Annotated in this window: 21 protein-coding genes; 12 read left to right on the top strand and 9 right to left on the bottom strand. The window is 64.7% G+C overall.

The genetic code is table 11. The features are described 5' to 3' along the window. Window positions 1–19 precede the first annotated feature (19 nt). The 5 genes from HGI46_RS17450 (at window position 20) to ispG (ending at window position 3957) form a co-directional block, all read left to right on the top strand. The gene (locus HGI46_RS17450) at window positions 20–220 is read left to right on the top strand and encodes a zinc-finger domain-containing protein (RefSeq protein WP_118072956.1); all 201 of its coding nucleotides are present in this window, start codon (window positions 20–22) and stop codon (window positions 218–220) included. Between the two features lie 49 nt (window positions 221–269). After that, the gene (tldD, locus tag HGI46_RS17445) at window positions 270–1709 is read left to right on the top strand and encodes a metalloprotease TldD (RefSeq protein WP_168905276.1); all 1440 of its coding nucleotides are present in this window, start codon (window positions 270–272) and stop codon (window positions 1707–1709) included. Between the two features lie 95 nt (window positions 1710–1804). Further along, on the top strand, window positions 1805–2227 hold the full coding sequence (locus tag HGI46_RS17440; RefSeq protein WP_118072954.1) for a hypothetical protein: 423 nt from the start codon (window positions 1805–1807) through the stop codon (window positions 2225–2227). Between the two features lie 40 nt (window positions 2228–2267). Beyond that, on the top strand, window positions 2268–2780 hold the full coding sequence (locus HGI46_RS17435; RefSeq protein WP_168905275.1) for a GNAT family N-acetyltransferase: 513 nt from the start codon (window positions 2268–2270) through the stop codon (window positions 2778–2780). A 40-nt stretch (window positions 2781–2820) separates the two neighbouring features. Beyond that, on the top strand, window positions 2821–3957 hold the full coding sequence (ispG, locus tag HGI46_RS17430; RefSeq protein WP_168905274.1) for a flavodoxin-dependent (E)-4-hydroxy-3-methylbut-2-enyl-diphosphate synthase: 1137 nt from the start codon (window positions 2821–2823) through the stop codon (window positions 3955–3957). 4 nt (window positions 3958–3961) lie between these two features. On the opposite strand, the gene HGI46_RS17425 is transcribed toward ispG, so the two are convergent. Continuing rightward, window positions 3962–4489 carry a hypothetical protein gene (locus tag HGI46_RS17425; protein WP_240946858.1) on the bottom strand — a complete coding sequence of 176 codons (528 nt, stop codon included), beginning with the start codon at window positions 4487–4489 and terminating at the stop codon, window positions 3962–3964. A gap of 57 nt (window positions 4490–4546) precedes the next feature. On the opposite strand from HGI46_RS17425, the gene HGI46_RS17420 reads away from it, so the two are divergent. Both HGI46_RS17420 and HGI46_RS17415 read left to right on the top strand, forming a co-directional pair. Continuing rightward, complete coding sequence (locus tag HGI46_RS17420) at window positions 4547–5074, top strand: GNAT family N-acetyltransferase (protein ID WP_168905273.1); 528 nt, start codon at window positions 4547–4549, stop codon at window positions 5072–5074. Between the two features lie 51 nt (window positions 5075–5125). Continuing rightward, on the top strand, window positions 5126–5749 hold the full coding sequence (locus HGI46_RS17415; protein ID WP_168905272.1) for a murein L,D-transpeptidase catalytic domain-containing protein: 624 nt from the start codon (window positions 5126–5128) through the stop codon (window positions 5747–5749). A 189-nt stretch (window positions 5750–5938) separates the two neighbouring features. On the opposite strand, the gene HGI46_RS17410 is transcribed toward HGI46_RS17415, so the two are convergent. Then, window positions 5939–7303: a L,D-transpeptidase family protein gene (locus HGI46_RS17410; RefSeq protein ID WP_346766766.1), complete on the bottom strand. Its 1365-nt coding sequence runs from the start codon at window positions 7301–7303 to the stop codon at window positions 5939–5941. A 183-nt stretch (window positions 7304–7486) separates the two neighbouring features. Between HGI46_RS17410 and HGI46_RS17405 the strand changes: the two genes are divergently transcribed. Further along, window positions 7487–8374: a DMT family transporter gene (locus tag HGI46_RS17405; protein ID WP_118072948.1), complete on the top strand. Its 888-nt coding sequence runs from the start codon at window positions 7487–7489 to the stop codon at window positions 8372–8374. Between the two features lie 240 nt (window positions 8375–8614). Continuing rightward, window positions 8615–11287: an aconitate hydratase AcnA gene (gene acnA / locus HGI46_RS17400; RefSeq protein WP_168905270.1), complete on the top strand. Its 2673-nt coding sequence runs from the start codon at window positions 8615–8617 to the stop codon at window positions 11285–11287. A 168-nt stretch (window positions 11288–11455) separates the two neighbouring features. Here the strand turns inward: acnA and HGI46_RS17395 are convergent, their stop codons facing one another. The 7 genes from HGI46_RS17395 to HGI46_RS17365 form a co-directional block, all read right to left on the bottom strand. After that, window positions 11456–12247 (bottom strand): HesA/MoeB/ThiF family protein, encoded by a 792-nt coding sequence (locus tag HGI46_RS17395; protein ID WP_168905269.1) that lies wholly within the window; start codon window positions 12245–12247, stop codon window positions 11456–11458. Between the two features lie 219 nt (window positions 12248–12466). Continuing rightward, on the bottom strand, window positions 12467–13855 hold the full coding sequence (gene dnaA / locus HGI46_RS17390; RefSeq protein ID WP_168905346.1) for a chromosomal replication initiator protein DnaA: 1389 nt from the start codon (window positions 13853–13855) through the stop codon (window positions 12467–12469). 579 nt (window positions 13856–14434) lie between these two features. After that, complete coding sequence (rpsT, locus tag HGI46_RS17385; protein ID WP_039333732.1) at window positions 14435–14695, bottom strand: 30S ribosomal protein S20; 261 nt, start codon at window positions 14693–14695, stop codon at window positions 14435–14437. 113 nt (window positions 14696–14808) lie between these two features. Continuing rightward, complete coding sequence (locus HGI46_RS17380; protein WP_168905268.1) at window positions 14809–16203, bottom strand: cytochrome P450; 1395 nt, start codon at window positions 16201–16203, stop codon at window positions 14809–14811. Window positions 16204–16267: 64 nt separating this feature from the next. Next, window positions 16268–17284, bottom strand: a complete 1017-nt coding sequence (gene hemH, locus HGI46_RS17375; protein WP_168905267.1) for a ferrochelatase — start codon at window positions 17282–17284, stop codon at window positions 16268–16270. A gap of 20 nt (window positions 17285–17304) precedes the next feature. Continuing rightward, on the bottom strand, window positions 17305–19605 hold the full coding sequence (locus HGI46_RS17370; RefSeq protein ID WP_168905266.1) for a molybdopterin cofactor-binding domain-containing protein: 2301 nt from the start codon (window positions 19603–19605) through the stop codon (window positions 17305–17307). Between the two features lie 5 nt (window positions 19606–19610). Then, the gene (locus tag HGI46_RS17365) at window positions 19611–20576 is read right to left on the bottom strand and encodes an Mrp/NBP35 family ATP-binding protein (protein WP_346766765.1); all 966 of its coding nucleotides are present in this window, start codon (window positions 20574–20576) and stop codon (window positions 19611–19613) included. A gap of 162 nt (window positions 20577–20738) precedes the next feature. Between HGI46_RS17365 and hflK the strand changes: the two genes are divergently transcribed. From hflK to HGI46_RS17350, 3 genes are all read left to right on the top strand, one after another. Next, the gene (gene hflK, locus HGI46_RS17360) at window positions 20739–21845 is read left to right on the top strand and encodes an FtsH protease activity modulator HflK (RefSeq protein WP_206065805.1); all 1107 of its coding nucleotides are present in this window, start codon (window positions 20739–20741) and stop codon (window positions 21843–21845) included. A gap of 1 nt (window position 21846) precedes the next feature. Beyond that, on the top strand, window positions 21847–22698 hold the full coding sequence (locus tag HGI46_RS17355) for a protease modulator HflC (protein ID WP_168905264.1): 852 nt from the start codon (window positions 21847–21849) through the stop codon (window positions 22696–22698). Window positions 22699–22824: 126 nt separating this feature from the next. Beyond that, on the top strand, window positions 22825–24354 hold the full coding sequence (locus tag HGI46_RS17350; protein ID WP_346766764.1) for a Do family serine endopeptidase: 1530 nt from the start codon (window positions 22825–22827) through the stop codon (window positions 24352–24354). Window positions 24355–24413 lie beyond the last annotated feature (59 nt).

The raw sequence follows: 24413 nt of genomic DNA, 5'->3' as shown, positions 1-24413 counted from the left end.
GATTTGCTAGCCGCAGCGCATGATTCAGGCACCCGAAACCGTCTACACCGATCATCATCGCGTAAAGTGCGACGGCGCGTCCGACATCCGTGGCGGCGCTGCCCTTGGCCATCCGCGCGTCTGGCTCGAAATTGACGAGAAGGGCTATGTCGAATGCGGATATTGCGACAGGCGCTTCGTGCTGAAGGACGGCCCAGCGGACAACGCTGCGGCCGCTTAAGCCTCTTCGCTCTATGGCCTTTGTGCCTTGAGCGCCTATATCGGTCAACATGACCGATCTCGACACCCGCTCGCTGCTCTATCGCTCTGGCCACCTTTCGCCCGAGGAGGCGCAAAACCTCACCGCCAAAGCGCTGAAATCCTGCGATGATGGCGAACTCTATCTCCAGTTCATCGCCAGCGAGAGCTTTGGTTTCGATGATGGCCGCCTGAAGACGGCGGACTATTCGCGCGATGCCGGCTTCGGTTTGCGCGGCGTCTCCGGCGAGATGACCGGCTTCGCCCACGCCAACGAGATTTCCGCCGCCGCTATCGCCCGCGCAGGCGAAACGCTGAAACTGCTCGATCCGGCCAAGGGCCAGGCTGCCCCGCCACCGCGCAACAACAACCGCCACCTCTATACCGAAGCCTCGCCGCTCGATGCCGTGCCGTTCGAAGCCAAGGTCAAGCTGCTCGAAACCATCGATGCCGCCGCGCGCGCGCGCGATCCCCGCGTCGCGCAGGTTTCAGCGTCACTTTCCGGTTCGTGGTCGGTAGTCGAAATCGTCCGTGCCGACGGCTTTGTCGCCCACGACGTGCGGCCACTCGTCCGCCTCAACGTCTCGATCGTGGCCGAGCAGAACGGGCGACGCGAGACCGGATCCTTCGGCATAGGTGGACGCCGCCTCTACGACGACCTGTTCTCGCCCGATACGTGGAACCGTGCGATCGACGAGGCGCTGAACCAAGCGCTGGTCAATCTCGAATCGGTGGCCGCGCCTGCCGGCGAAATGACCGTGCTGCTCGGCCCAGGCTGGCCGGGCGTGCTGCTGCACGAAGCGGTCGGCCATGGTCTCGAAGGCGATTTCAACCGCAAGGGCACGAGCGCTTTCTCCGGTCGGATCGGTGAGCGCGTGGCCGCGCCCGGCGTCACCGTGATCGACGACGGCACGCTGCTCGGCGTCAATGGCCAGGGCCGTCGCGGTTCGCTTTCGATCGATGACGAGGGCACGCCGACGCAGGAGAACATCCTGATCGAGGACGGCATCCTCAAGGGCTATATCCAGGACCGCCTCAATGCCCGTCTGATGGGCGTGGCCCCCACCGGCAACGGCCGGCGCGAAAGCTTCGCCCATGCGCCGATGCCGCGCATGACCAACACCTTCATGCGCGGCGGCAACGATGATCCCGCCGAACTGCTCTCCCGCGTGAAGAACGGCATCTTCGCCAAGTCCTTCGGTGGCGGGCAGGTCGATATCACCAGCGGCAAGTTCGTGTTCTCCTGCACCGAGGCCTACCGCATCGAGAACGGCAAGCTTGGCGCGCCGATCAAGGGCGCTACGCTGATCGGCGATGGGCCGACCTGCCTCACCAAGGTGACTGGCATCGGCAACGATCTTGCGCTCGATGAAGGCGTCGGCGTCTGCGGCAAGGGCGGGCAGAGCGTTCCGGCAGGCGTCGGGCAGCCGACCTTGCTGGTCGAAGGCCTCACCGTGGGCGGCACGGCCTGATCGAAGGATTGCTGGCGCTGCGGCGTTATGTGGTCAGCGCGGGTTAAGCCGTTTCGCGCTAACGGTCAGGGACCGAATCGAAAGGGAAGTGCCAGATGATCAAGACCGCCAGCAAATTCGCTGCGGCACTGGCCGCCGGATCGCTGCTTCTTGCCGGAGCCGCTGCCGACGCCAAGCCGCGTCTCACCCCGGAACAGGAACTCGCCAAGACGCTTGAAGGGCGCGTGGCGGGCAAGCCGCAGGACTGCCTGTATCTGCCGCGCGTCGTCAATACGCGCATTTATGACAAGACAGCCATCGTCTACGACACTGGCAGCACCATCTGGGTGAACCGTCCCGATTCTGGCGCAAGCTCGCTGTCCGACAACGACATCATGGTCACGACACCGTTCGGAGCGCAGCTGTGCAGTGTCGATATCGTGCGCATGGTCGATCGCAATGTCGGCTTCTGGCGCGGATCGGTCGGTCTCGGCAAGTTCGTGCCCTACACCAAGGTGAAGGCCGAAAAGGCCAGCTGACCGCTTTGAATTGGCAGGGCTGAAGCGCTAAAGGCGGAGCATGACGCTCCGCCTCGCCACCTCTGCCGATGCTCCCGCCCTTGCCGACCTTGGCCGCCGCGCCTTCATCGCCAAGTTCGGCAACCTTTACACCACCGAGAACCTTTCCCGCTTTCTTGAGGAATCCCACTCAGAAGCGACCGTTTTGACGCAACTCGCGGATCCGGAGATGAAGATCGCCGTGATCGAGGAAGAGGGCGTGCTGGCCAGCTTCTGCAAGATCGTGCGGAAAAGTTCGCTCCCCCAAAAGACTCAGGCGAGCTTCCCGATGGAGCTCAAGCAGCTCTACACCGACCCTGACCTGATCGGGCGCGGCCATGGCGCGCGACTGATGGACTGGGCACTGGCCGAAGCGCGGGCGTGGGGCGCCGACGAGATGCAGCTTTCGGTCTATGCCCACAACCCCGATGCGCAGCGTTTCTACCGGCGCTATGGACTCGACAAGGTGGCAGACATCGAATTCTGGGTGGGTGAGCACTGCGATCCCGAATTCATGTTTGCAGGCCCACTTTAGACGCCTTCCGAACCGGCGCCTTAGTCCCTATAGAGGGCGCATGTCCTCGATCCGTCCATGGCGCGATATCGCGCGTCGCAAGAGCCGCCAGATCATGGTCGGCAGCGTCCCCGTTGGCGGTGATGCCCCGATCACCGTTCAGACGATGACCAATACGCTGACGTCCGACGCTGTGGCGACGATCAACCAGATCCGCCGCTGCGAGGATGCGGGTGCCGATATCATCCGCGTTTCCTGCCCCGACGTCGAGAGCACCGCGGCGCTGCGCCAGATCACCAAGGCGGCGCGCATCCCGGTCGTTGCCGACATCCACTTCCATTACAAGCGCGCGCTGGAAGCCGCCGATGCCGGCGCGGCTTGCCTGCGCATCAACCCGGGCAACATCGGCTCGTCCGAGCGCGTGGCCGAAGTGGTCCGCGCGGCCAAGGCCAATGGCTGCGCGATCCGCATCGGCGTCAACGCCGGAAGCCTCGAGAAGGACCTGCTCGAGAAGTATGGCGAGCCTTGTCCCGAGGCCCTCGTCGAAAGCGCGCTCGATCATATCAAGCTGCTGCAGGACCACGACTTCCACGAATACAAGGTGGCGGTAAAGGCCTCCGACGTGTTCCTCGCGGTCGCCGCCTACATGGGCCTTGCCGAAGCGGTCGATTGCCCACTGCACCTTGGCATCACCGAGGCCGGCGGTCTGATCGGCGGCACCGTCAAGTCCTCGATCGGCATCGGCAACCTGCTCTGGGCCGGCATCGGCGATACCTTGCGCGTCTCGCTTTCGGCCGAACCGGAAGAGGAAGTCCGCGTCGGCTTCGAGATTCTCAAGAGCCTCGGCCTGCGCACGCGCGGTGTCCGCGTGGTCTCCTGCCCTTCGTGCGCGCGTCAGGGCTTTGACGTGATCCGCACTGTGGAGGCGCTTGAAAGCCGTCTTTCCCACATCAAGACGCCGATCTCGCTGTCGGTGCTGGGCTGCGTCGTCAATGGCCCGGGCGAGGCACGCGAGACCGACATCGGCCTCACCGGTGGCGGCAACGGCAAGCACATGGTCTACCTCTCGGGCGTGACCGACCACACCGTGCAGTCCGAAGAGATGCTCGACCATATCGTCTCGCTGGTCGAGAAGAAGGCCGCCGAGATCGAAGCGGCGACGACCGACGCCGGCAACGTCACCGAGGCAGCGGAGTAACCTGTCAGCGTCCTGCCGTGGGCTTGTAGATATCGATGTAGTCGGTGAGCCCGTCGCACCAATCAAAGGTGCGCAGGCGCCAGTAGGGGCGATTCTGCGTCACGGCAAAGCGCCAGTCTTCGCGGGTCGCCTCGCACTTTCGGCCAGCATCCGGTGTGTCAGTGATGCGGATCGTGCCTGAAAAGACGAAGTAATCCGCGCCGATCTCGGTCACTTGGCCATCCAGCCAGAGGCGACCGGGACCACTGGATGCAGCCTGACTGGCGGTCAACCGGATCACCCCATTTTCGTCCCGCGCATTGGCCGTGCCGCGCGTATTCCAGTCGATCCACTGCAAGGTCACGCCGGCATTGCGCAGCAACTGATCCGCCGCCGTTCGGTCGAGTATCCGGGTAACAGGTTCGGAAGATGACGGAGCAGAAGTCTCCGGCGTAGGCAGCGAACTCTCCGGCCTCGCGCCATCCGTCGAACAGCCAGCAAGTGCCAGAAGCACGGGGGCAGAGGCAAGCGTGGTGCGGATCATGGCGTTCATGCCTTTCGTAATCCGGCGAAGCTGGCAAGGTTCCTTGCGAAGCGCTAGGCGAAGGCCATGACCATCTCGATCCGCCCCGCCACCCCTGCCGACACACCCCTGATCGCCGCACTCATCCGCGCTCTCGCCGAATACGAAAAGCTGGCGCACGAGGTCCGTTTCGACGAGGCGGTACTGGCAGCCAAGCTCTTCGGACCGCGCCCCTATGCTGAAGTCGTCATCGGCGAACTCGACGGCAAGCCACAGGGGTTTGCCCTGTTCTTTCACAATTTTTCGACTTTCGAGGGCAAGCCGGGGATCTACCTCGAAGACCTGTTCGTGCAGCCCGAAGCCCGCGGCTCCGGCCTCGGCAAGGCGCTGCTGTCACACCTCGCCGCGCTGGCGGTGGAGCGGGACTGCGCGCGCTTGGAATGGTCAGTGCTCGATTGGAACGAGCCTGCGATCGGTTTCTACAAGTCGCTCGGCGCGAAGTTCATGGACGAATGGACGGTCATGCGCGTCGACGGCACGGCCCTGAGCCAGCTTGGAAGCCAGTTTGCGGCGCAGCTTGGCGCAGGTGCTGGAAATCCGGTCGCAAATGCATAGAATGCTCGCCGTTCACGCTTGATAAGGCGAAAGCGTGGTACGGGACCGGACATGACAGACAAAGTCGACAGGCGAACGGTACTGGCAGGCGCTGCGGCAAGCGCCGTCGCTGCCGTGTTCCCGCCGCGCGTGGCGGCAGCAACGTACTACCCCAACCAGCAGCACCGCGAAGTCCTGCGCATTGCCGCCGAGCAAGTGGAAAAGCACCGCGCGTCGCTGTGGCGCACCGACATCGTCGGCATTGCCGACTTCGCGATGCCCTCGTCCTTGCCCCGCTTCCACTTCGCCAATCTCGAACGCGGCGAGGTCAGGTCTTTCCTCGTCGCGCACGGCCGCGGTTCGGACCCTGAACACGATGGCTTCCTGAAGACCTTTTCCAACGAGGTCGGCAGCCTCGCCACCTCGCGCGGCGCTTACGTCACTTGGGAATGGTACAAGGGCAAGTACGGAACCTCGATCCGCCTGGGCGGGCTGGAACCGGACAACTCCAACGTGCTTGACCGCGCGATCGTGTTGCATTCCGCGTGGTACGCCAATCCCTCAATGCTGGAAAAATGGGGTAAGCTCGGTCGCTCTGACGGCTGCTTTGCCATGAGCGAATCGGACTTCAACGAAGCCCTGTGGCACCTTTCCGGCGGACGCCTGCTCTACGCCGACAGGTTGGGTCTCGGCTGAACACCGGTTTGAGGGCGAGGGACGCGCCGTCCCTTCGTCCTGCTCGTCAGGTGCCAGCCAAAACACCTTTCGCACTTGTAAGGATGCAGAACGAGCCCGCTCACCGCCGCCGCCGCATCGGCGTCCTGCTTGGTGCAGAACCGCTGCTTGCGCCGACAGATGCTGAGCCTCGTCCTCACAACAAGAGCATCAAAGAGGATTGTCCAGCTTGATGACTTCCTCGTTGCTCTTGCGCTGCGTGGTGTGCTGCTGGCGCGGCTGGGCGAAGCTCGCCAGCACCGGCGCATCGCGGCTATAGATGTCCGGGAATGAACGCAGCATCCCGGTCACGTCGCGCGCCACCGTGAAATAGGTGAGATAGACCGGGAAGGTCTTGGTCATCGGCACCTTGGTGTAGACCTTCGAGGTATGCGCGGCGACGGCATCGTCAGGCGTCATGCTTGCGCCCAGGATTGCCATCGTCATCGCCAGCTCCGTCGCCCGCTCTACGCGCACGCAACCATGGCTTAGCGCACGAGCGGTGAGATTGAAGAGGTTGCGGTTGGGCGTGTCGTGCAGGAAGATGGCATGCTCGTTCGGCATGTCGAGCTTCATGCGCCCAAGCGAATTGTTGTCGCCCGGCTGCTGGACGACATAGATCGTGCCATCAGCCGCCTTGGTGACCTTGTAACCTTCGCGCTCGGCTTGCTTCGGGTTGCCGACCAGACGTGCGCCCAGCCCTTCGCCGACGACAATCGACTGCGGCACGGTCCACGTCGGGTTGAAGATCACGCCCTCGACCGTCTCGGCCAGCTGCGGGGTCGCGGTCTTGCCGGGCTTGCCGACGATGACCTTGTAGGTGCTGATGATCTTGTTCTTGACGGTCAGCCGCAGCATCTGCTCGGGCACGTTGGTCAAGAGGTACTGCGAGCCGAGATCGCGGGCGAGCCAGCGCCAGCGGTCCATGTTGGCCCGAATCAGCGCGGCCTGCTTCTGGGTCTGCGCCTTGGGCAACGCGGCCTTGAGCGCAGCGTAATCCGGCACGGTCGGCAGTAGCGCCATGAGCGCGCCCTTCACGTCATGCTTCTCGAGGGCTTCGGCGAGGATCAGCGAAGTCGGGTTGGTATCCTGATCGGGGTCCACCGCGAACCACTGCACCCGCGCTGTCATCGGCGTGCGCCCGTCGCGCAAATCCTCTGCCAGCCAGGTGAACAGCTTGGTCGCGGTCTCATCCAGTTCCTGGCCCTCGCCCTTTACGATAGCGGCTGACAGGACTTCCGGCTGATAATCCTTCGGGAACAAGCCTTCGGCACCGACGCCCTTGATGGTTGCCAGCAGCGCCTGCGCATCGGACTGCGTCCAGTGCGGCGCGGCAACCGGTGCAGACGGAGCCACGGGCGCGACCGGAGCCGCCACGGTTGGTGCCACCACCGGGGGCTTGGCTTGCTTGGTAAGGTCGATCGGCCCGGAAGTCGGGGCTGTCTGCGCAACGAGCGGCTGGGCCGCGAACGTCAGCGCCACCAGAGCCACGCCAAACTTGCCCGAGGTACCGATTCCGAATTTCGCAAGCTTCACGTTCCGCACTTCCCTGTTCAATTACGTCGTCCCGGGCGGCCGCACCATTGCCAGTGTCCTGCCCCAAGCCCACCAGACTATCAAGCACGGCGCTATCGAAGATTGCGCCTGACTGGAGCCTGAATCGCGCCGGTTGGCCAGAACATCGTTTCAAACCGCAACCAGTTTGCCTATGGCCTGCCGATGAACGATCATCGCCCGCTCTTGCTCCCGGTTCTTGCCTCGATGCTTGGGCTCGCGTTGTTCTCGGTGATGGACGGCGTGATGAAGGCCGCGTCGCTGGCGATCGGTGCCTACGCTGCGATGTGCTGGCGCGGCCTTGCCGGATCAGCACTGATGTTCCCTTTGTGGCTTTGGCGCGGGCAGGGATGGCCCGCCTGGCCGGCCCTCAAGGTGCACCTCCTGCGCGGTTCGGTCGCCTCGGTGATGGCGACGCTGTTCTTCTATGGGATCGTCAGGCTTCCGCTTGCCGAGGGCATTGCCCTGTCCTTCATTGCGCCACTGATCGCGCTCTATCTCGCAGCGATAATGCTCGGAGAAACGGTCAGACCGGCAGCCATCGGCGGCTCGGTGCTGGCGCTTGCAGGCGTTGTCGTCATTGCTGGCGGCAAGTTCGATGGTCCCGCCGATGCCGAAGCGGTCAAGGGCCTCGTCGCCACGCTGGTCTCGGCAGTGCTCTACGCTTGGAACCTTGTCCTGCAGCGTCAGCAGGCGCTCCTCGCCAAGCCCGAGGAGGTGGCCTTCTTCCAGGCCCTCGTCCAGTTCGGATTTCTCGGCATTGGCGCATGGTGGTTTGCGCCATTCCCGACCGGCGCGGTCTGGTGGCTGCTTGTTGTGTCGGCGATCCTGTCTGCTGCATCGATCATGCTGTTGAGCTGGGCTTATGGCCGTGCGGAAGCGCAGGTGCTGGTGCCGTTGGAATATACCGCGTTCATCTGGGCAGCGATCGTCGGATGGATCGCCTTCGCCGAGCCGGTGACGGTACCCATGCTGGCCGGAGTGACGCTGATCGTCGCAGGTTGCCTCTATGCCACCAGAAAGGCCTCGCCGGACGTGATCGCTCAGAAGTGAACCCCTCGCAATGAGGATCGTTTTTGCAATTGCAAATCAATAAGCGTTCTACCACGACGAATCGCTCTGCACCTGCACAAATTGCGCCCCTCCCGCCCTTGACGCGCCCGCGCTTTGCGCGCATCGCCCTCTCGCTTTCAGGCCGTAACTTGCCGCGCCGCCACGGGCCTTTGGTCCAAGAGCGATTCCCCGCGTGGCACCGTACAGCAACGGCCGCGACAGGAGGGAAGACGCAAAGCCATGACCCAGGTCGGACAGGATACGCTCGGCACCCGCAGCACGATGAACGTGGGCGGCAAGGACTACGCCTATTACTCGCTCAAGAAGGCTTCCGAGAAGTTCGGCGACATCTCACGCCTGCCCTTCTCGATGAAGGTCCTTCTCGAAAACCTCCTGCGCTTCGAGGACGGCGGCTTCACCGTCTCGTCTGACGACGTCAAGGCGATCGTCGACTGGCAGAAGAGCCCCACCGAATCCAACAACGAGATCCAGTACCGCCCCGCGCGCGTGCTGCTGCAGGACTTCACCGGCGTGCCCTGCGTGGTCGACCTCGCCGCGATGCGCGACGCCATCGCCACGCTCGGCGGCGACACCAGCAAGATCAACCCGCTGGTCCCGGTGAACCTCGTGATCGATCACTCGGTCATGGTTGACGAGTTTGGCCACCCCAAGGCCTTCGAAGAGAACATGGAGATCGAATACCAGCGCAACATGGAGCGCTACGATTTCCTCAAGTGGGGTTCGAAGAGCCTCAACAACTTCTACGCCGTGCCCCCCGGCACCGGCATCTGCCACCAGGTCAACCTCGAGAACATCGCCCAGGCCGTGTGGACCTCGACCGACCAGAACGGCGTCACGGTTGCCTACCCCGACACGTGCGTCGGCACCGACAGCCACACCACTATGGTCAACGGCCTTGGTGTGCTGGGCTGGGGCGTTGGCGGCATCGAAGCCGAAGCGGCAATGCTCGGCCAGCCGGTCTCGATGCTCATCCCCGAAGTCGTCGGCTTCAAGTTCACGGGCGAGCTCAAGGAAGGCGTCACCGCCACCGACCTCGTGCTGACCTGCACCAACATGCTGCGCAAGCATGGCGTGGTCGGCCGCTTCGTCGAATACTACGGCCCCGGTCTTGCCGCGCTCAGCCTCGCTGACCGTGCAACGCTCGCCAACATGGCTCCGGAATATGGTGCCACCTGCGGCTTCTTCGGCATCGACGAGAAGACCCTCGACTACATGCGCCTGACCGGCCGTGAAGAAGCACAGATCGCGCTCGTCGAGGCCTATGCCAAGGAGCAGGGCTTCTGGATCGACCCGGCGGTCGAGCCGATCTTCTCCTCGACGCTGGAGCTTGACCTCGGCACCGTCGTGCCCTCGCTCGCCGGCCCGAAGCGCCCGCAGGACCGCGTCTCGCTTCCCGAAGTCGATGACGTGTTCAATGCGGACATGGCGAACACCTACAAGAAGACCCCGGCCCGCGTGCCCGTCGAAGGCAAGGACTTCGACATCGGCGACGGTGACGTGACCATTGCCGCGATCACCTCGTGCACCAACACCTCGAACCCGGGCGTGCTGGTGGCCGCTGGCCTCGTCGCCAAGAAGGCCAACGAACTCGGCCTCAAGCCCAAGCCCTGGGTCAAGACCTCGCTCGCCCCGGGTTCGCAGGTCGTCACCGACTACCTCAACAAGGCTGGCCTGCAGGAGCACCTCGATGCGGTTGGCTTCAACCTCGTCGGCTATGGCTGCACCACCTGCATCGGCAACTCGGGTCCGCTCGCCGAACCGATCAGCAAGGCGATCAACGACAACGGCCTCGTCGCCGCCGCCGTGATCTCGGGCAACCGCAACTTCGAAGGCCGCGTCTCGCCTGACGTGCGCGCCAACTTCCTCGCCTCGCCGCCGCTGGTCGTCGCCTATGCGCTCAAGGGCACCGTGGTCGAAGACTTCACCACCACCCCGATCGGCAAGGGCAAGAACGGCCAGGACGTCTACCTCAAGGACATCTGGCCCTCGAACAGCGAAGTTGCCACCACCATGGCCGGCTGCATGGACCGCGCCATGTTCCAGGCCCGCTATGCCGACGTCTACAAGGGCGACGCGCACTGGCAGGCGATCAACGTCACCGGTTCGGAAACCTACTCGTGGCACGCCGGGTCGACCTATGTCGCCAACCCGCCGTACTTCGAAGGCATGTCGATGACGCCGGCTCCGGTCAGCGACATCATCGAAGCCAAGCCGCTGCTGATCCTCGGCGATTCGATCACCACCGACCACATCTCGCCGGCCGGTTCGATCAAGGCTGACAGCCCCGCCGGCCAGTGGCTGATGGAGCACCAGGTCTCGAAGGCGGACTTCAACTCCTACGGCGCGCGCCGTGGCCACCACGAAGTGATGATGCGCGGCACCTTCGCCAACATCCGCATCAAGAACGAGATGGTCCCCGGCGTCGAAGGCGGCTTCTCGCGCTACGGCGACGAGGTCGGCTCGGTCTACGACGTGGCCATGAAGCACAAGGCCGATGGCGTGCCGACCGTGGTCATCGCCGGCAAGGAATACGGCACTGGCTCCAGCCGCGACTGGGCGGCCAAGGGCACCAACCTCCTCGGCGTTCGCGCCGTGATCGTCGAAAGCTTCGAGCGCATCCACCGCTCGAACCTCGTCGGCATGGGCGTGCTGCCGCTGCAGTTCAAGGAAGGCCAGAACCGCACCTCGCTGGCGCTGTCTGGCGACGACACCTTCACGATCAAGGGTGTTGCCAACCTGCAGCCGCGTCAGGACGTGGAAGTCGAAGTCACGCGCAAGGACGGCACCAAGCTGACCTTCACCGCGCTGTGCCGCATCGATACCGCCAACGAAGTCGAATACTTCATGAACGGTGGCATCCTGCACTACGTGCTGCGCAAGCTCGCTTCGTAAGAGGCGGCTTCAGGCCAGACAGAAAGGGCGCGAGGACTTCGGTCCCCGCGCCCTTTTCTTTTGCGAGGTCACTGCGGACCAATGCCCACCCCCGACCCCTCCCGCCTGCGGGAGGGGAGTAGCAGTACGGTTTACGCTCGCTGGTCCCCCTCCCGCAGGCGGGAGGGGTTAGGGGTGGGCCCCAGCGCTACCTGAGAGGCGAGAACTACACCCCCGGCACTCCGGGTCCCGCGCAATGCGCATCGTGCGCAGGGACGGCTTGAGGCCGTCCAGAACGTGCAACTGACCCCACTGCGGATCCCCCAGCGTCGAAACGCCTTCCAGCAGCACCCGCATCGCTGCCATTGCGCCAAAGGCACCGACCATCCCGACCATCGCCCCGAGCACGCCAAGGTCCGCGCACGTGTCGCAATCCTCGGCATCGAAAGCATCGCCCACGAAGCAGCGATAACACGCATGATCTTCACGGTGCCCGGCAAAGTTCGCCACCTGCCCCTGGAACCGCCCCAGCGCCGCACTGGTCAGAGGCACGCCCGCCTTGACACAGGCATCCGAGACGGCAAGCCGCGTGGCGAAGTTGTCGCAGCCATCGAGCACGACATCCGCCCCGGCGATCAGGCTCGCAGCGTTGTCGCGTTTGATGCGCAGGACGTGCGCCGAAACTTCCAGCGCAGGATCGAAAGCCTGCACCCACGCTGCGGCAGCCTCGGCCTTGGCCTTGCCGATGTCGGCTTGGGCATAGACAGTCTGCCGCTGCAGGTTGCTTGCCTCGACGACATCGTCATCGACGAGCGTCAGCCGACCGATTCCGGCCCCGGCGAGGTACTGCAAGGCAGGCGAGCCGATGCCGCCCATGCCGATCAGCACGACGTGGCTCTGCGCCAGTTTAGCCTGCCCCATCGCGCCGACTTCGGGCAGGACGATGTGGCGGGCGAAACGGTCTAGGCGGTCTGGCGTCATGCGACGCAGTTAGGGGCTGCGGGGCGGAAGAGAAAGAGAGTTCACGCAGAGACGCAGAGAAGAAGTGGAGGCGCAGAGTGGTTAGGCGGGGCCGACAGGCCCCTTTTGTCCATCGAATATCACGTCAGAGGCCGGGGGAGAGATTCTCGCGCGGCTTTGCCGCAAAGACAAAGTCTCTCCGCGTCTCGATTTCTTCTCCGCGCCTCTGCGTGAACCCGGTCAGTCCTCCAGCTGCCGCAGCAGCGTGCGCACGTCGCCGTCCATGTCGGCATCGCGAGTGCGCAGTTCCTCGATCAGGCGCACGGCGTGGATCACGGTCGAGTGATCGCGCCCGCCGAACTTGCGGCCGATTTCGGGGTAGGAGCGCGGCGTCAGCACCTTGGCAAGATACATCGCAACCTGGCGCGGACGCACCACGGCGCGGGCGCGGCGCTTCGACGCCATTTCGGTGCGGTCGACGCGGTAGAACTGGCAGACGGTGCGCTGGATCTCGTCGATGGTGATGCGACGGCGGTTGGCCGACAGAATGTCGGTCAGTTGCTCTTCGGCCAGCTGCAACGACACCGGCTGCCCGGTCAGCTGGGCATAGGCGATCAGCTTGTTGAGGCCGCCGACAAGCTCGCGCACGTTGCGGTTGATCGTGCGGGCAAGGAACTCGATCACATCGGCCGGCACTTGCGTGTTGCCGAAGCGGCCGAGGCGATGCTCGAGAATCTTGCGGCGCAACTCGATGTCTGCCGGCTGGATGTCGGCGACAAGGCCCATCGATAGGCGCGACAGCAGGCGCTGCTCGACGCCGTCCAGCGCCTGCGGAGCGCGGTCTGCGGCGACGACAAGGCGCTTGCCCGCGCTCATCAGCGCGTCGATCGTGTGGAGGAATTCCTCCTGCGTGCTGGCCTTGCCGATGATGAACTGGATGTCGTCCACCAGCAGCATGTCAAAGCCGCGCAGGCGGGCCTTGAACTCGATCATCTCGTTCGAGCGCATTGCCTGGACGAATTCGATCATGAACCGCTCTGCCGAGCAGTAGAAGATGCGCGCGCCCGGCTTGTTGGCGGCAAAGGCGTGGCCGATCGCGTGGAGCAGGTGGGTCTTGCCCTGCCCCGTCGAGCCCTTGAGGTAGAGCGGCGAGAACTGCGGGGTTTCCAATGCGGCCATGCGCTGCGCGGCGTTGACTGCCAGCACATTGGCCGAACCCGAAACGAACTCGGCGAAAGTCAGCGAAGGATCGAGGCCGGACAGCGCCGAATCGAGCATCGCCGGTGCGGCGTGAACCGGAGCGCGCGGGGCGATTGGCGCTTCGCCACCGACGCGCAGCTCGGGCATCGAGCGGCGGCGCGGGTGGACGGTGATGCGCACCTGGCGCACTTCCGACCGCGCGATCTTCCAGGCAAGGCTGAGGCGATCGGCGAACCGATCGGCCACCCAGTTCGCCGAGAATTCGGTCGGCAGGAACAGATCGAGCGTGCCGGTTTCCTTGCAGAATGAGCCGAGCTGGATCGGCTTGATCCACTGGGCATGGAGTTGCGGCCCAAGGTCCTTCTTCAGACCCTGGCTGATGTCGGCCCAGTCTGCTGCCAGATCCAGCGCTTCCTGGTCCTCGATCATTGTGCTGTCACGTCCCTTCTTGCCCGTCATGCTACGCTCGCCTTCGCCCTTGGCAGTGGTCGCCATGGCGCTGACCGCGCTTCCCCCTGCGAAATCGTCTACTTTCACGCTTCGCTGCCTCGACTGAATTGGCCCGCGCGCATCCCCGGCACGCAGGCACAAAATGCCCCTGCTCTGCCGCACAAGGCGCAGCAGACCCTGTTCGATAAAATTTCAAGTGACACCAAGTGGCAGTGATTCCCGCCCCCGGTCCGCATTGTCTATTGGGGTTCGCCCCCTTCGCGCAAGCGGGCACAGAGCAAAAAAACTGAAATAAATGCCCTTGACTCGCCCTAACCCGCAGAGATGCATCAAATGCCTGAAAACTAAGGCTTTTTACTTATGCAGTCGCACGTGGTCATGCGAATCGCGTAGATTCCGTGACTTGTTGCGACTGCACAATGTAACAATGCGGAAGACTGCAGATCAGTAGGCAATACAAATGAAAATGGCCGGCGAAATCATCGCCGACCATGTTCTTTATTTGTGCCGTTCTGGAAGAATACCCGCCGCTTCGAGCAGCGAATCATCCCACCAAAGTCAGAGCGCGGCGACGCGCTTCGACAGGCGCGACATCTTGCGCGCAACGGTGTTCTTGTGGAGCACGCCACGGGCAACGCCACGTGCCAGCTCGGGCTGGGCTTCCTTCAGCGCCGCCGCAGCAGCCGTCTTGTCGCCGCCGGCCAGTGCGGTCTCGACCTTCTTCACGAAGGTGCGGATGCGCGAAAGGCGGTTGCCGTTGATTTCGGCGCGACGTTCATTGCGACGGATACGCTTGCGGGCTTGCGGCGTGTTGGCCATGGTCTTCCTGTTTCTCGTGCCTTGGCGGGCGCCAGGAGCGACCGCGTGAATCTCATACAGTGGCGGGAAGTCCCGCCGGAAAGCGCGCCCCTTAACTGTGGACGCCCGAATCGTCAACAGATTCGGCGCAGCTCCACCCTCAGGCCATCACGCGGCTTCGGGATCGGCCAGGCCTGCCATTGCGGCGCGGCACCGGCAGACATCCGCACCTCGAATCGGGTGAGGATGTGATTGGCCAGAAGCTTGATCTGCATATAGGCGAAATGCAGCCCAAGGCACATGTGCGCACCGCCGCCGAACGGCACCCAGGCATACTTGTGCCGCGCTGCCACCTTGTCCGCGGTGAAGCGCATCGGATCGAAGATCTCGGGCTGCTCCCAGTGCGCCGGATCGGCATGCACCGCCGCCGGACTGATTCCGATCGGCGTGCCGGCCGGAATGTCATAGCCACCAAATCGGAAGTCCCGCAGCGCGCGGCGCGGCATGTTCGGCACCGGTGGCATGAAGCGCAGCGCTTCCTTGAATGCCATCTCCGTAAGCTCCATCCGCCCGAGGTCTTCATAGGCAAGCGGCAGACCGTCCCCGCCGGTCAGCGCGCGCGCCTCGGCCCGCAGGCGGTCCTGCCAGCCGGGGTTCTTGGCGAGCTGCCAGAACAGCACCGTTGCCGAAGAAGTAATCGTGTCGTGCGCCGCCATCATCAGGAAGATCATGTGATCGACCACCACGTCCTCGGGCAGCAACGAGCCATCGTCTCGAGTCGCGAGCGCGAACTGGCTGAACATGTCCTGCCCCGGATTGGCCCGCCGCTCACGCACCAGACGCCCGAAGTATTCGACCATCAGCCGCCGTCCGGCCACGCCCTTGCCCATCTTGGTGAACGGCAGCGGCTTGCGCACCACGCCGACCGAGGCCTGCACCATGTCGACGAAGGCCTTGTTCAGCCGGTCCGCCTCCGGCCCCAGCGGCAGGCCCAGGAAGCTTGACGCTGCCGTATCCAGCGTCAGCGCCTTGATCGCGTCGTAAAAGCGCATCGAACCGCCCCACTGCTCCAGCGCAGAGGCAATTCCGGCATTCAGCACCCCGCAATAGGCCCGCATCGGCTCGGGCTTGAACGCGATCGACAGGGCCCGGCGGTCCAACCGGTGCGCCTCGAAGTCCATCAGCATCAGCCCGCGCGGGAACAGCAGGTTCAGCACCGGCCCCCAGCCCTGCTCGTTCGAAAACAGCTTGTCGCGATCGAACAGCACCAGTTCGTTGGCATCTGCACCGATCAGGTTGACCCCGCGTCGGCCGAAGCTGCGCGTGCGGAACACCGGGCCGTAAGTATCGACCATGCGCTTCTGGAAGCCCAGCGGATCGGCCAGCTGCATCAGCGTGGTGCCCAAGACCGGCCAGCCGTCTTCGCCGGGAATATGGTCAAGCTTGTGATCGCCGCCCAGCCGCACCCAGTGCGGATTGGCGCGTTCGGTATGCAGGTTAGCAGCAGCCTCGGGTGCGATGCTGGCCATGGTGTCTCCCGGCGTTCTGGTTTAACCGGTCAATTAACACGCCTGTCAGCAGCGGCCAAGAGCCTTATTCGATCCAGCCCGCCAGTTCGCGCCGAGTCATGGTCTCCAGCAGGTCCATGCCCGTTTGCCCGGCGTTGAGACATTCGAGTGCAGCGAAGTGGGTGCCGCCTGCCGCCTCGAAATCCTCCTTGCCGCGGATCGCCAGCTCCTCGAGAGTCTCCAGGCAGTCCGCCGAAAAGCCCGGCGCTGCGATCACCACGCGTTTCGTGCCCTTCTCGGCCTCGACGGCAAGAACTGCATCGGTTGCAGGCTCGAGCCACTTGGCCCGGCCGAAGCGCGATTGGAACGTCGTCACCAACCGCAGGCTGGGATGGCTCTGGGCAAAGCGTTCGGCCAGCAGGCGCGAGGTCTTCTGGCAGTGGCAGTGGTAGGGATCGCCCAAGTAAAGCGTCCGCTCCGGCATGCCGTGATAGCTCAGCAGCAGCAGTTCAGGCACAAAATCCAGCGTGGCCATCTGCCGCGTCATGTCGGCGTGAAGCGCACCGATATAGGCCGGATCGTCGTGATAGGGCGGCAGCGTGCGCAGCGCTGGCAGGCGGCGACGCGCCTTGATCCAGTCCGCAACGGCATCAAGCGCCGAAGCCGTCGTTGCGCCCGAATAGTGCGGATAGAGCGGGGCCACCAGAATGCGCTCGCACCCCGCCGCCATCAGCGCATCGAGTTCCTTGGCCATCGAGGGCGACTGGTAGCGCATCGCATGGCGCACGATCGCCGCGTCGCCCAGCCGCTCCTGCAAGGCGCGGGCCTGCGCCTTGGTGATCGCCGCCAACGGCGATCCATCCTCGCTCCACACCTGCGAATAGGCGTGGGCCGACTTCTTCGGCCGGGTGTTGAGGATGATGCCGCGCAGGATCGGCTGCCAGATCAGCCTGGGGATTTCCACCACGCGCGGATCGGACAGGAACTCCTTGAGGTAGCGCTTGACCGAATCGACATCGGGCGCGTCGGGCGTGCCGAGGTTGACGACAAGCACGCCGACCTTGCCGGTAAGCACATTGGGGTGATCGGCAGGACGTTCCATTGCAATCCTTGGGAAGAGGCTCACAGGCCTTCGGAAATCAGCGGCAGGCGGCGGAAGCGCACGCCCGTGGCGGAGAACAGGGCATTGGCGATGGCAGGGGCCACCGCGACCATGCCCAGCTCGCCGGGGTCGAACGGGTCTTCGTTGCTGTCGGCAAAGGCAATATCAACCTTGGGGCAATCGGCAAGCAGGGGTAGCCCCAATTGCGAGAGTCTGCCTGCCGAAGGCCGCCCCTTGGCATAGCCGCTCGCCCCGCCCACCGCGTGGGCCAGGCCGAACATCAGCCCGCCCTCGATCTGCTGGCGGGCAAGGCTCATGTTGACGATGCGTCCGATGTCGACATATGCGCTCAGGCGATCCACCCGCACCACGCCCGCCTCGCTGCGCGCCGTGGCGACGACTGCGATCAGGCCTTTGCGCACCACGCCGCCACCCGTCGCCAGTTCCATCTGATGGCAGGCGATGCCTTGCCCCGAAGCCTCTATCCCCCCGCCCCACTGCGCCAGCCGTCCAGCGCCCTGCAGGCAGGCGACAAGGCGCGGCTCGCCCTCAAGCATCCCGACACGGAACGACAGCGGCTCCTTGCCCGCCGCATGGGCCAGCTCGTCAACGAAGCTCTCAGTGAAGAACGCGGTGTAACCATGCGCCTGCCCGCGGAAGCGGGCCGTCGGCTGCCGCAGCGCGAGCGGCACATGCTCCACGGCCTTTTCCGGAATCCGATAGAGCGGCATCGCCCCTTCGCACGCCATCGGATCGACCCGATCCTGCAGCTCGAGCGCTTGGCTCACCCCCCAGCCATCGAGCAACCTTGCCCCCGATTCGATAGCTGTGGCTGGCACCGCCAGCCGCGTCCGCCAGCCCAGCACTCGCGTCTTGTCCGGACTCAACGCTCCGTCCAGCTGCGCCGAAACCGGCGTGCGCGCAATGCCCGCCAATGCTTCCTGCCAGCGCGAGTACGTCAGTTGCACCGGTTTGCCGATGACCTTGCAGATCGCCGCCACTTCCGCCGCGATGCGCACGTCGAGCCGCGCATCGAAACTGCCGCCAGCGTGCATCGGATAGACGATCACGTCCCGGCGCGAGAGCCCCGCCGCGCGCGCCGCCGCGCGCCGTGCCCGTTCCGGGGCCTGCGTCGCGATCCACAGCTCAAGCAATCCGTGCCGCATCCGCGCCGTGGCGCTGGCGGTCTCCAGCGGCGCGTGGAACGCCGGTTCGACATCGTAGCGCGCGGTCAATGAAGGCTTGGCCAGCAACGCGTCCGGATCACCTTCTGCAAGGAGCCGCTGCGGCTCTCCCTTGGTCAGCGCCTTGTCGAGCGCAACCAGCACCTTCTCGGCATCGGCCACCGGCCCATCGGCCTTGAAGCGCGGCTCCATGGCCCGCACCGCCTTGTCGGCGCTGAACCAGTCGGTCGCAACCGCTGCCAGCCAGCGCTTGGCGTGGACCACGCTCACCAGACCCCGCACCGTCGCCGCCGCCTGCTTGTCATAGCTCGACAGCACGCTCGCCCCTTGCGGCCCATGCGCGATCGCGGCGTAGACCATGCCGGGCAAGCGAACGTCGCCGGCAAAGGTGAAGCTGCCATCGACCTTGGCGGGCAGATCGAGCCGGGGATGGCTGGGCGGCGATCCTTCCGGAAACTGTCCGGGCTTCTCGCGCGGTGGCTCGGCACGCAGCACCGGCACCGCGGGCGGATCATAGTCCACCGCTGCATCGAGCAGTTCGGCAAACGACAGGCGCTGCTTGCCGTGGGTGACGAAGCTGTCCTTCGTCTCGCACTCCTCCCAGCCCACGCCCCACATGTCCGCCGCCGCCTGCGCCATCATCGCCCGCAGCGCCGCCCCCGCCTCACGCAAGGGCGTCTCGAAGGCCGCCAGCGCCGTACCATCCGCCGTCACCATGAGCGGGCCGCGTTCGGCATGAAGCCGCGCCAGCATCCCATCGGCGTCCTCTCCCACCGAGGCAAAGGCCGGCATCCACAGCGGCGCCCACTTGGCTGAAAGGACCGGATCGGCATAGGCCGGGCTGATTGGCGCGGCTTCCACCGCCACCTTGCGCCAGTCCGCGCCCGCTTCGTCAGCGACGATCTGCGCAACCAGCGTGGTGATGCCCTGCCCCATCTCGCAGAACGGGACGGCAACCGTCAGGATGCAGTCCTTCCCACCCTTGACGCGGCCCACCTTGAGGAAAGCATCGACGACATGCTCGCCCTTGCCCGCCGCGAGCGGCACCGGATGGCGCCGCGGGATCAGCGGGAAAGCAATGAGCAGCGCGCCGCCCACCCCCGCTCCCACCAGCATCCCTCGCCGCGTCAGGCGCATCCGCGTCAGCGCTTCCCGTCAAGCCAGGCGAGCACGCCCCGCGCGATCGAAAGGAACGCCTCGGCCTGCGGGCTGTCGCCTGCTGCAGGCGGGTTGCCCGCATCGCTCTCGCGCCGGATCACCATGTCCAATGGCACGCGGCCAAGGAACGGCAGACCCATCGTCTTCGCGGCCGCTTCTGCCCCGCCAACGCCGAACGGATCGCTCTCCTCGCCGCAATGCGGGCAGATATAGCCCGCCATGTTTTCGACCATGCCGATCACCGGCACCTTGCCCTGTTCGAACAGGCCGATGGCGCGGGTCGCATCCATCAACGCCAGGTCCTGCGGCGTGGAGACGATCACCGCGCCCGCCGGCTTGTGCTTCGACAGCATGGTCAGTTGCACGTCGCCGGTCCCCGGCGGCAGGTCGACGACGATGATCTCCGTATCGCCCCAATGCGCATCGATCAGCTGGCCCAGCGCATTGCCGGCCATGGGGCCCCGCCACGCAATCGCCTGCCCCGGCTGCACTAGATGCCCCATCGACAGCATCGGCACCCCATAAGGCGATTGGATCGGATGGATCTTGCTGTCCTCGGCCTCCGGCTTGCGACCTTCCGTGAGCAGCAGGCGCGGCTGCGACGGGCCATAGATGTCGGCATCGACCAGACCGACCTTGCGTCCCAGCCGGTGCATGGCGACCGCCAGATTGGCCGACAGCGTCGATTTGCCGACGCCGCCCTTGCCCGATCCCACCGCGATGATCACGCGCGACTTGCGCTCGGCGGTCATGCCGAGGCGCAGATCCGCCACTCCGGCCTTCCGCGCCGCATCGCGCACGGCCATCTCCAGCTTGTCGCGATCGAGCCGCTCCAGCCCGCCGACTTCAAGCATGACGGTTGCCGTCTCGCCCGCCACTTTCACCGTCTGCAGGCGGTCCCCTGCCACTTCCCCAAGCGCATTGCGCAGTGCCTGTTCGTCGATGCTCACGCCATTTCCCGTGTTCCGCTCCATCCCGGAGCTGTCCGTTCGGCCCTAGCAGATGAATTTTCGGGAATGGACACTGTTTTTCGCATCAAGGGTTCCTATAACCAAGGGATGACAGACTTGGGCGGAATGATCGCACGCTTTGGCCGGGAGACGGGCCTTTTCATGACAGGCAAGAAAAGCCCCTGGGGTTCGGGCGGCGGCAACGACGCGCCGACATCCTCCGGTGACGCTCCTGAAACGACACCACCGCCAGCAGCGCCAGGTGCCGAAGGCCCTCGAAACCCGTGGCTCCCGCCGCAATCAGGCGATGGCCCCAAGGATAGCGGACGGCGTGGCCCGAACATCGAGGACATCTTCCGCAACCGCAAGGGCGGCGGCAATGGCGGCGGTGGTGGCCGTGGTCCCAACATTCCGCGCCTGCCCCAGCGCCCCGATGGCAAGTCATGGGCGCCGGTCGTGATCGGCCTCGTCGTCCTGGCATGGCTCGGCACCTCGATGGTCCACCTCATCGCCCCGCAGGAAAAGGGCGTGGTCACCACCTTCGGCTCCTATTCGCGCACCTTGGACAGCGGCACCGCTGTCACGCTCCCCTGGCCGATCCAGACGGTCAAGGTCGAGGACGTGACCTCGATCCGCCGCGAATCGATCCCCGAGGGCGATGGCGAGAAGCTGATGCTCACCGCCGACCAGAACCTGGTCGACCTCACCTACCTCGTCCGCTGGAACATCAAGGACCTCAAGCTCTACATGTTCCAGCTCGCCGACCCTGATCAGACCGTGCGCGAAGTGGCCGAAGCCGCGATGCGCCAGTCCATCGCCGAGGTAAACCTCAACGACGTGATGGGCTCGGGCCGCGCCCAGATCGAACAGAACGTGCGCGAACGCATGCAGCGCGTACTCGATGCCTATCGCTCGGGCGTCGTCATCCAGGGCGTCGACATCAAGAAGACCGATCCGCCGGCCAAGGTCGTCGATGCCTTCAAGGAAGTGCTCGCCGCCCAGCAGGATGCGCAGAGCGAAATCAACCGGGCGCAGGCCTGGGCGCAGCAGCTCACCGCCCGCGCCGGTGGTGAAGCCACCGCGTTCGACAAGGTCTACGAGCAGTACAAGCTCGCCCCGGAAGTCACTCGCCGCCGCATGTACTACGAAACCATGGAGCGTGTGCTCAGCCAAACCGACAAGGTGATCCTCGAATCGCCCAACACCCAGGCCTACCTGCCGCTGCCTGAAATGAAGCGCAGTCAGAAGCCACAGGAAGGGGGCCAGTAAGATGAACGCGATCCAGACCTTCTGGGCCGAACGCAAGGCCGTGGTCATTGCCGCGGGCGTTGCCCTGCTTGCCGCGGCCAGCTGCCTCACCGTGGTCGATGAAAAGACCCAGGCAGTGATCATCCGCCTCGGCCAGCCCAACCGTGTCGTCAACCGGTTCGAACCCAAGACCGATTTCGGCCAGACCGGTGCGGGCATCGTCCTGCGCATTCCGTTCATGGAAAAGGTTGTCAACGTCGACAAGCGGATCCTCGATCTCGACATGGAGCGCCAGCAGGTTCTTTCGGCCGACCAGCGCCGCCTTGAGGTTGACGCCTTCGCGCGTTTCCGGATCATCGATCCGGTGCGCATGGTGCAGACGGCCGGGACGACCGAGCGGGTCGCCGAACAGCTCCAGCCGATCCTCAACTCGGCGCTGCGTCAGGAACTCGGCAAGCGCACGTTCGGCTCGCTGCTGACGGCAGACCGTGGCCGCGCAATGGAACAGATCCGTGAGGGGCTCGACCGCGAGGCGCGTGAATATGGCGCGCAGGTAATCGACGTGCGGATCAAGCGGGCAGACCTTCCTGAAGGCACGCCACTCGAATCGGCCTTCACCCGCATGGCCACCGCGCGCCAGCAGGAAGCCGCCACGATCCGCGCGCAGGGCCAGAAGCAGGCGCAGATCATCCGCGCTACCGCCGAGGCAACCGCTGCCAAGACCTATGCCGAAGCCTTCAACAAGGACCCGGCATTCTACGATTTCTACCGTGCAATGCAGAGCTACGATGCAACCTTTGCGCAGAAGGGATCGAGCACCTCGATCGTGCTTTCGCCCGACAACGAGTACCTAAAGCAGTTCAAGGGCAAGTAACCCCTAAGCTGAACGGTACGGAACATCGTCATTCAAAGTCCGTTCATCGCAAGGCGCGTGAATCGGCTTTGGCACAAGTCAGCCGCGCCGCCCCCGGCGCATGATAGACAAAGAGGACCAGGCCACGTGCGATACGCTTATGGTGTGACTTCGGCGCTGCTGCTTGCAGGCAGCGCACTGACCCTGGTGACAGGCTTCCCGGCAGGCGCGCAGGTTGCGCAGAATGACCAGTCGGAAATGCGCAGCGTCGTCCCCCGCGCCGGCGCGCCCTCCAGCTTCGCCGACCTTACGCAGCAACTCCAGCCGGCAGTGGTGAACATCTCCACCCGCCAGCGCGTGAAGGTGCAGAACAACAATCCCTTCGCCGGAACGCCGTTTGGCGATCTGTTCGGCGGCGGCCAGGGCAATGGACCGCAAACGCGCGAGGCGCAGTCGCTGGGCTCGGGCTTCATCATCTCGGCCGATGGCTATGTCGTCACCAACAACCACGTGATCACCGCCGACGGGCAGGGCGAGGTCGAATCGATCACCGTCACCACGCCCGATGGCACCGAATACCCGGCCAAGCTGGTCGGCAAGGATGCGGCATCGGACCTTGCCGTGCTCAAGATCAGCCGTCCGACGCCCTTCCCCTTCGTGAAGTTCGGCGATTCGCGCAAGGCGCGCGTGGGTGACTGGGTCATCGCCATCGGCAACCCCTTCGGCCTCGGCGGCACGGTCACGCAGGGCATCATCTCGGCGGTCTATCGCAACACCGGTTCGGGCTCGGCCTATGACCGCTACCTGCAGACCGACGCCTCGATCAACCGGGGCAACTCGGGCGGCCCGATGTTCGACATGGCCGGCAACGTGATCGGCATCAACAACGCGATCTTCTCGCCCACCGGCGGTTCGGTCGGCATCGGCTTTGCCATTCCGGCAGAGATTGCCGCCCCCATTGTCGACAAGCTGCGCGCCGGCCAGGCGATCGATCGCGGCTACCTCGGCGTGCGCATCCAGCCGCTCTCGGAAGACCTCGCCGCTTCGCTCGGGCTCCCGAAGAACCGTGGCGAATTCATTCAGGCCGTCGAACCCGGACAGGCCGCGGCCAAGGCGGGCATGCAGGCCGGTGACGTGGTGGTGAAGGTCGATGGCAAGGACGTCACGCCTGACCAGACCCTGTCGTTCATCGTTGCCAACACCACGCCGGGCAAGCGCATCCCGATCGAACTGCTCCGCAACGGCCAGCGCCTGACGATCCAGACCGTGGTCGGCAAGCGCCCGACCGAGGAAGAGCTCGCCCAGCAGAGCTTCGACCCCGACGCGCAGGAAGATGGCGGCTTCGGCGGCAAGCAGCAGCAGCAGAGTGGAAGCGTCCTGCAATCCTCGCTCGGAATTGCAGCCATTCCGCTCACCCCGCAGATCGCGCGTCAGCTCGGCGCGGGTGAAGATGCCAAGGGCGTGGTGATCACCGCTGTCGATGCTTCGTCCGATGCCGGCGCCAAGGGCCTGCAGCGGGGCGACATCGTGCTCTCGGCAAACTACGTCAACGTAGCCTCGATTGCGGATCTCGAACGCATCGTTCGCCAGGCTAAGACCGAAGGCCGCGAAGCCGTGCTTCTGCGCATCCAGCGCCGCGGCGCACCAGCACAATACGTGCCCATTCGCGTCCGCTGATCGGAGTCTCGACCCATGAGCAAAGAGCCGCTCCAGCGATGGGGCGGCTCTTTCTGTAA

The organism is Novosphingobium sp. ERW19 (assembly GCF_012641315.1).
Lineage (GTDB): Bacteria > Pseudomonadota > Alphaproteobacteria > Sphingomonadales > Sphingomonadaceae > Novosphingobium.
This window is presented reverse-complemented; position numbering and strand designations above follow the sequence as displayed.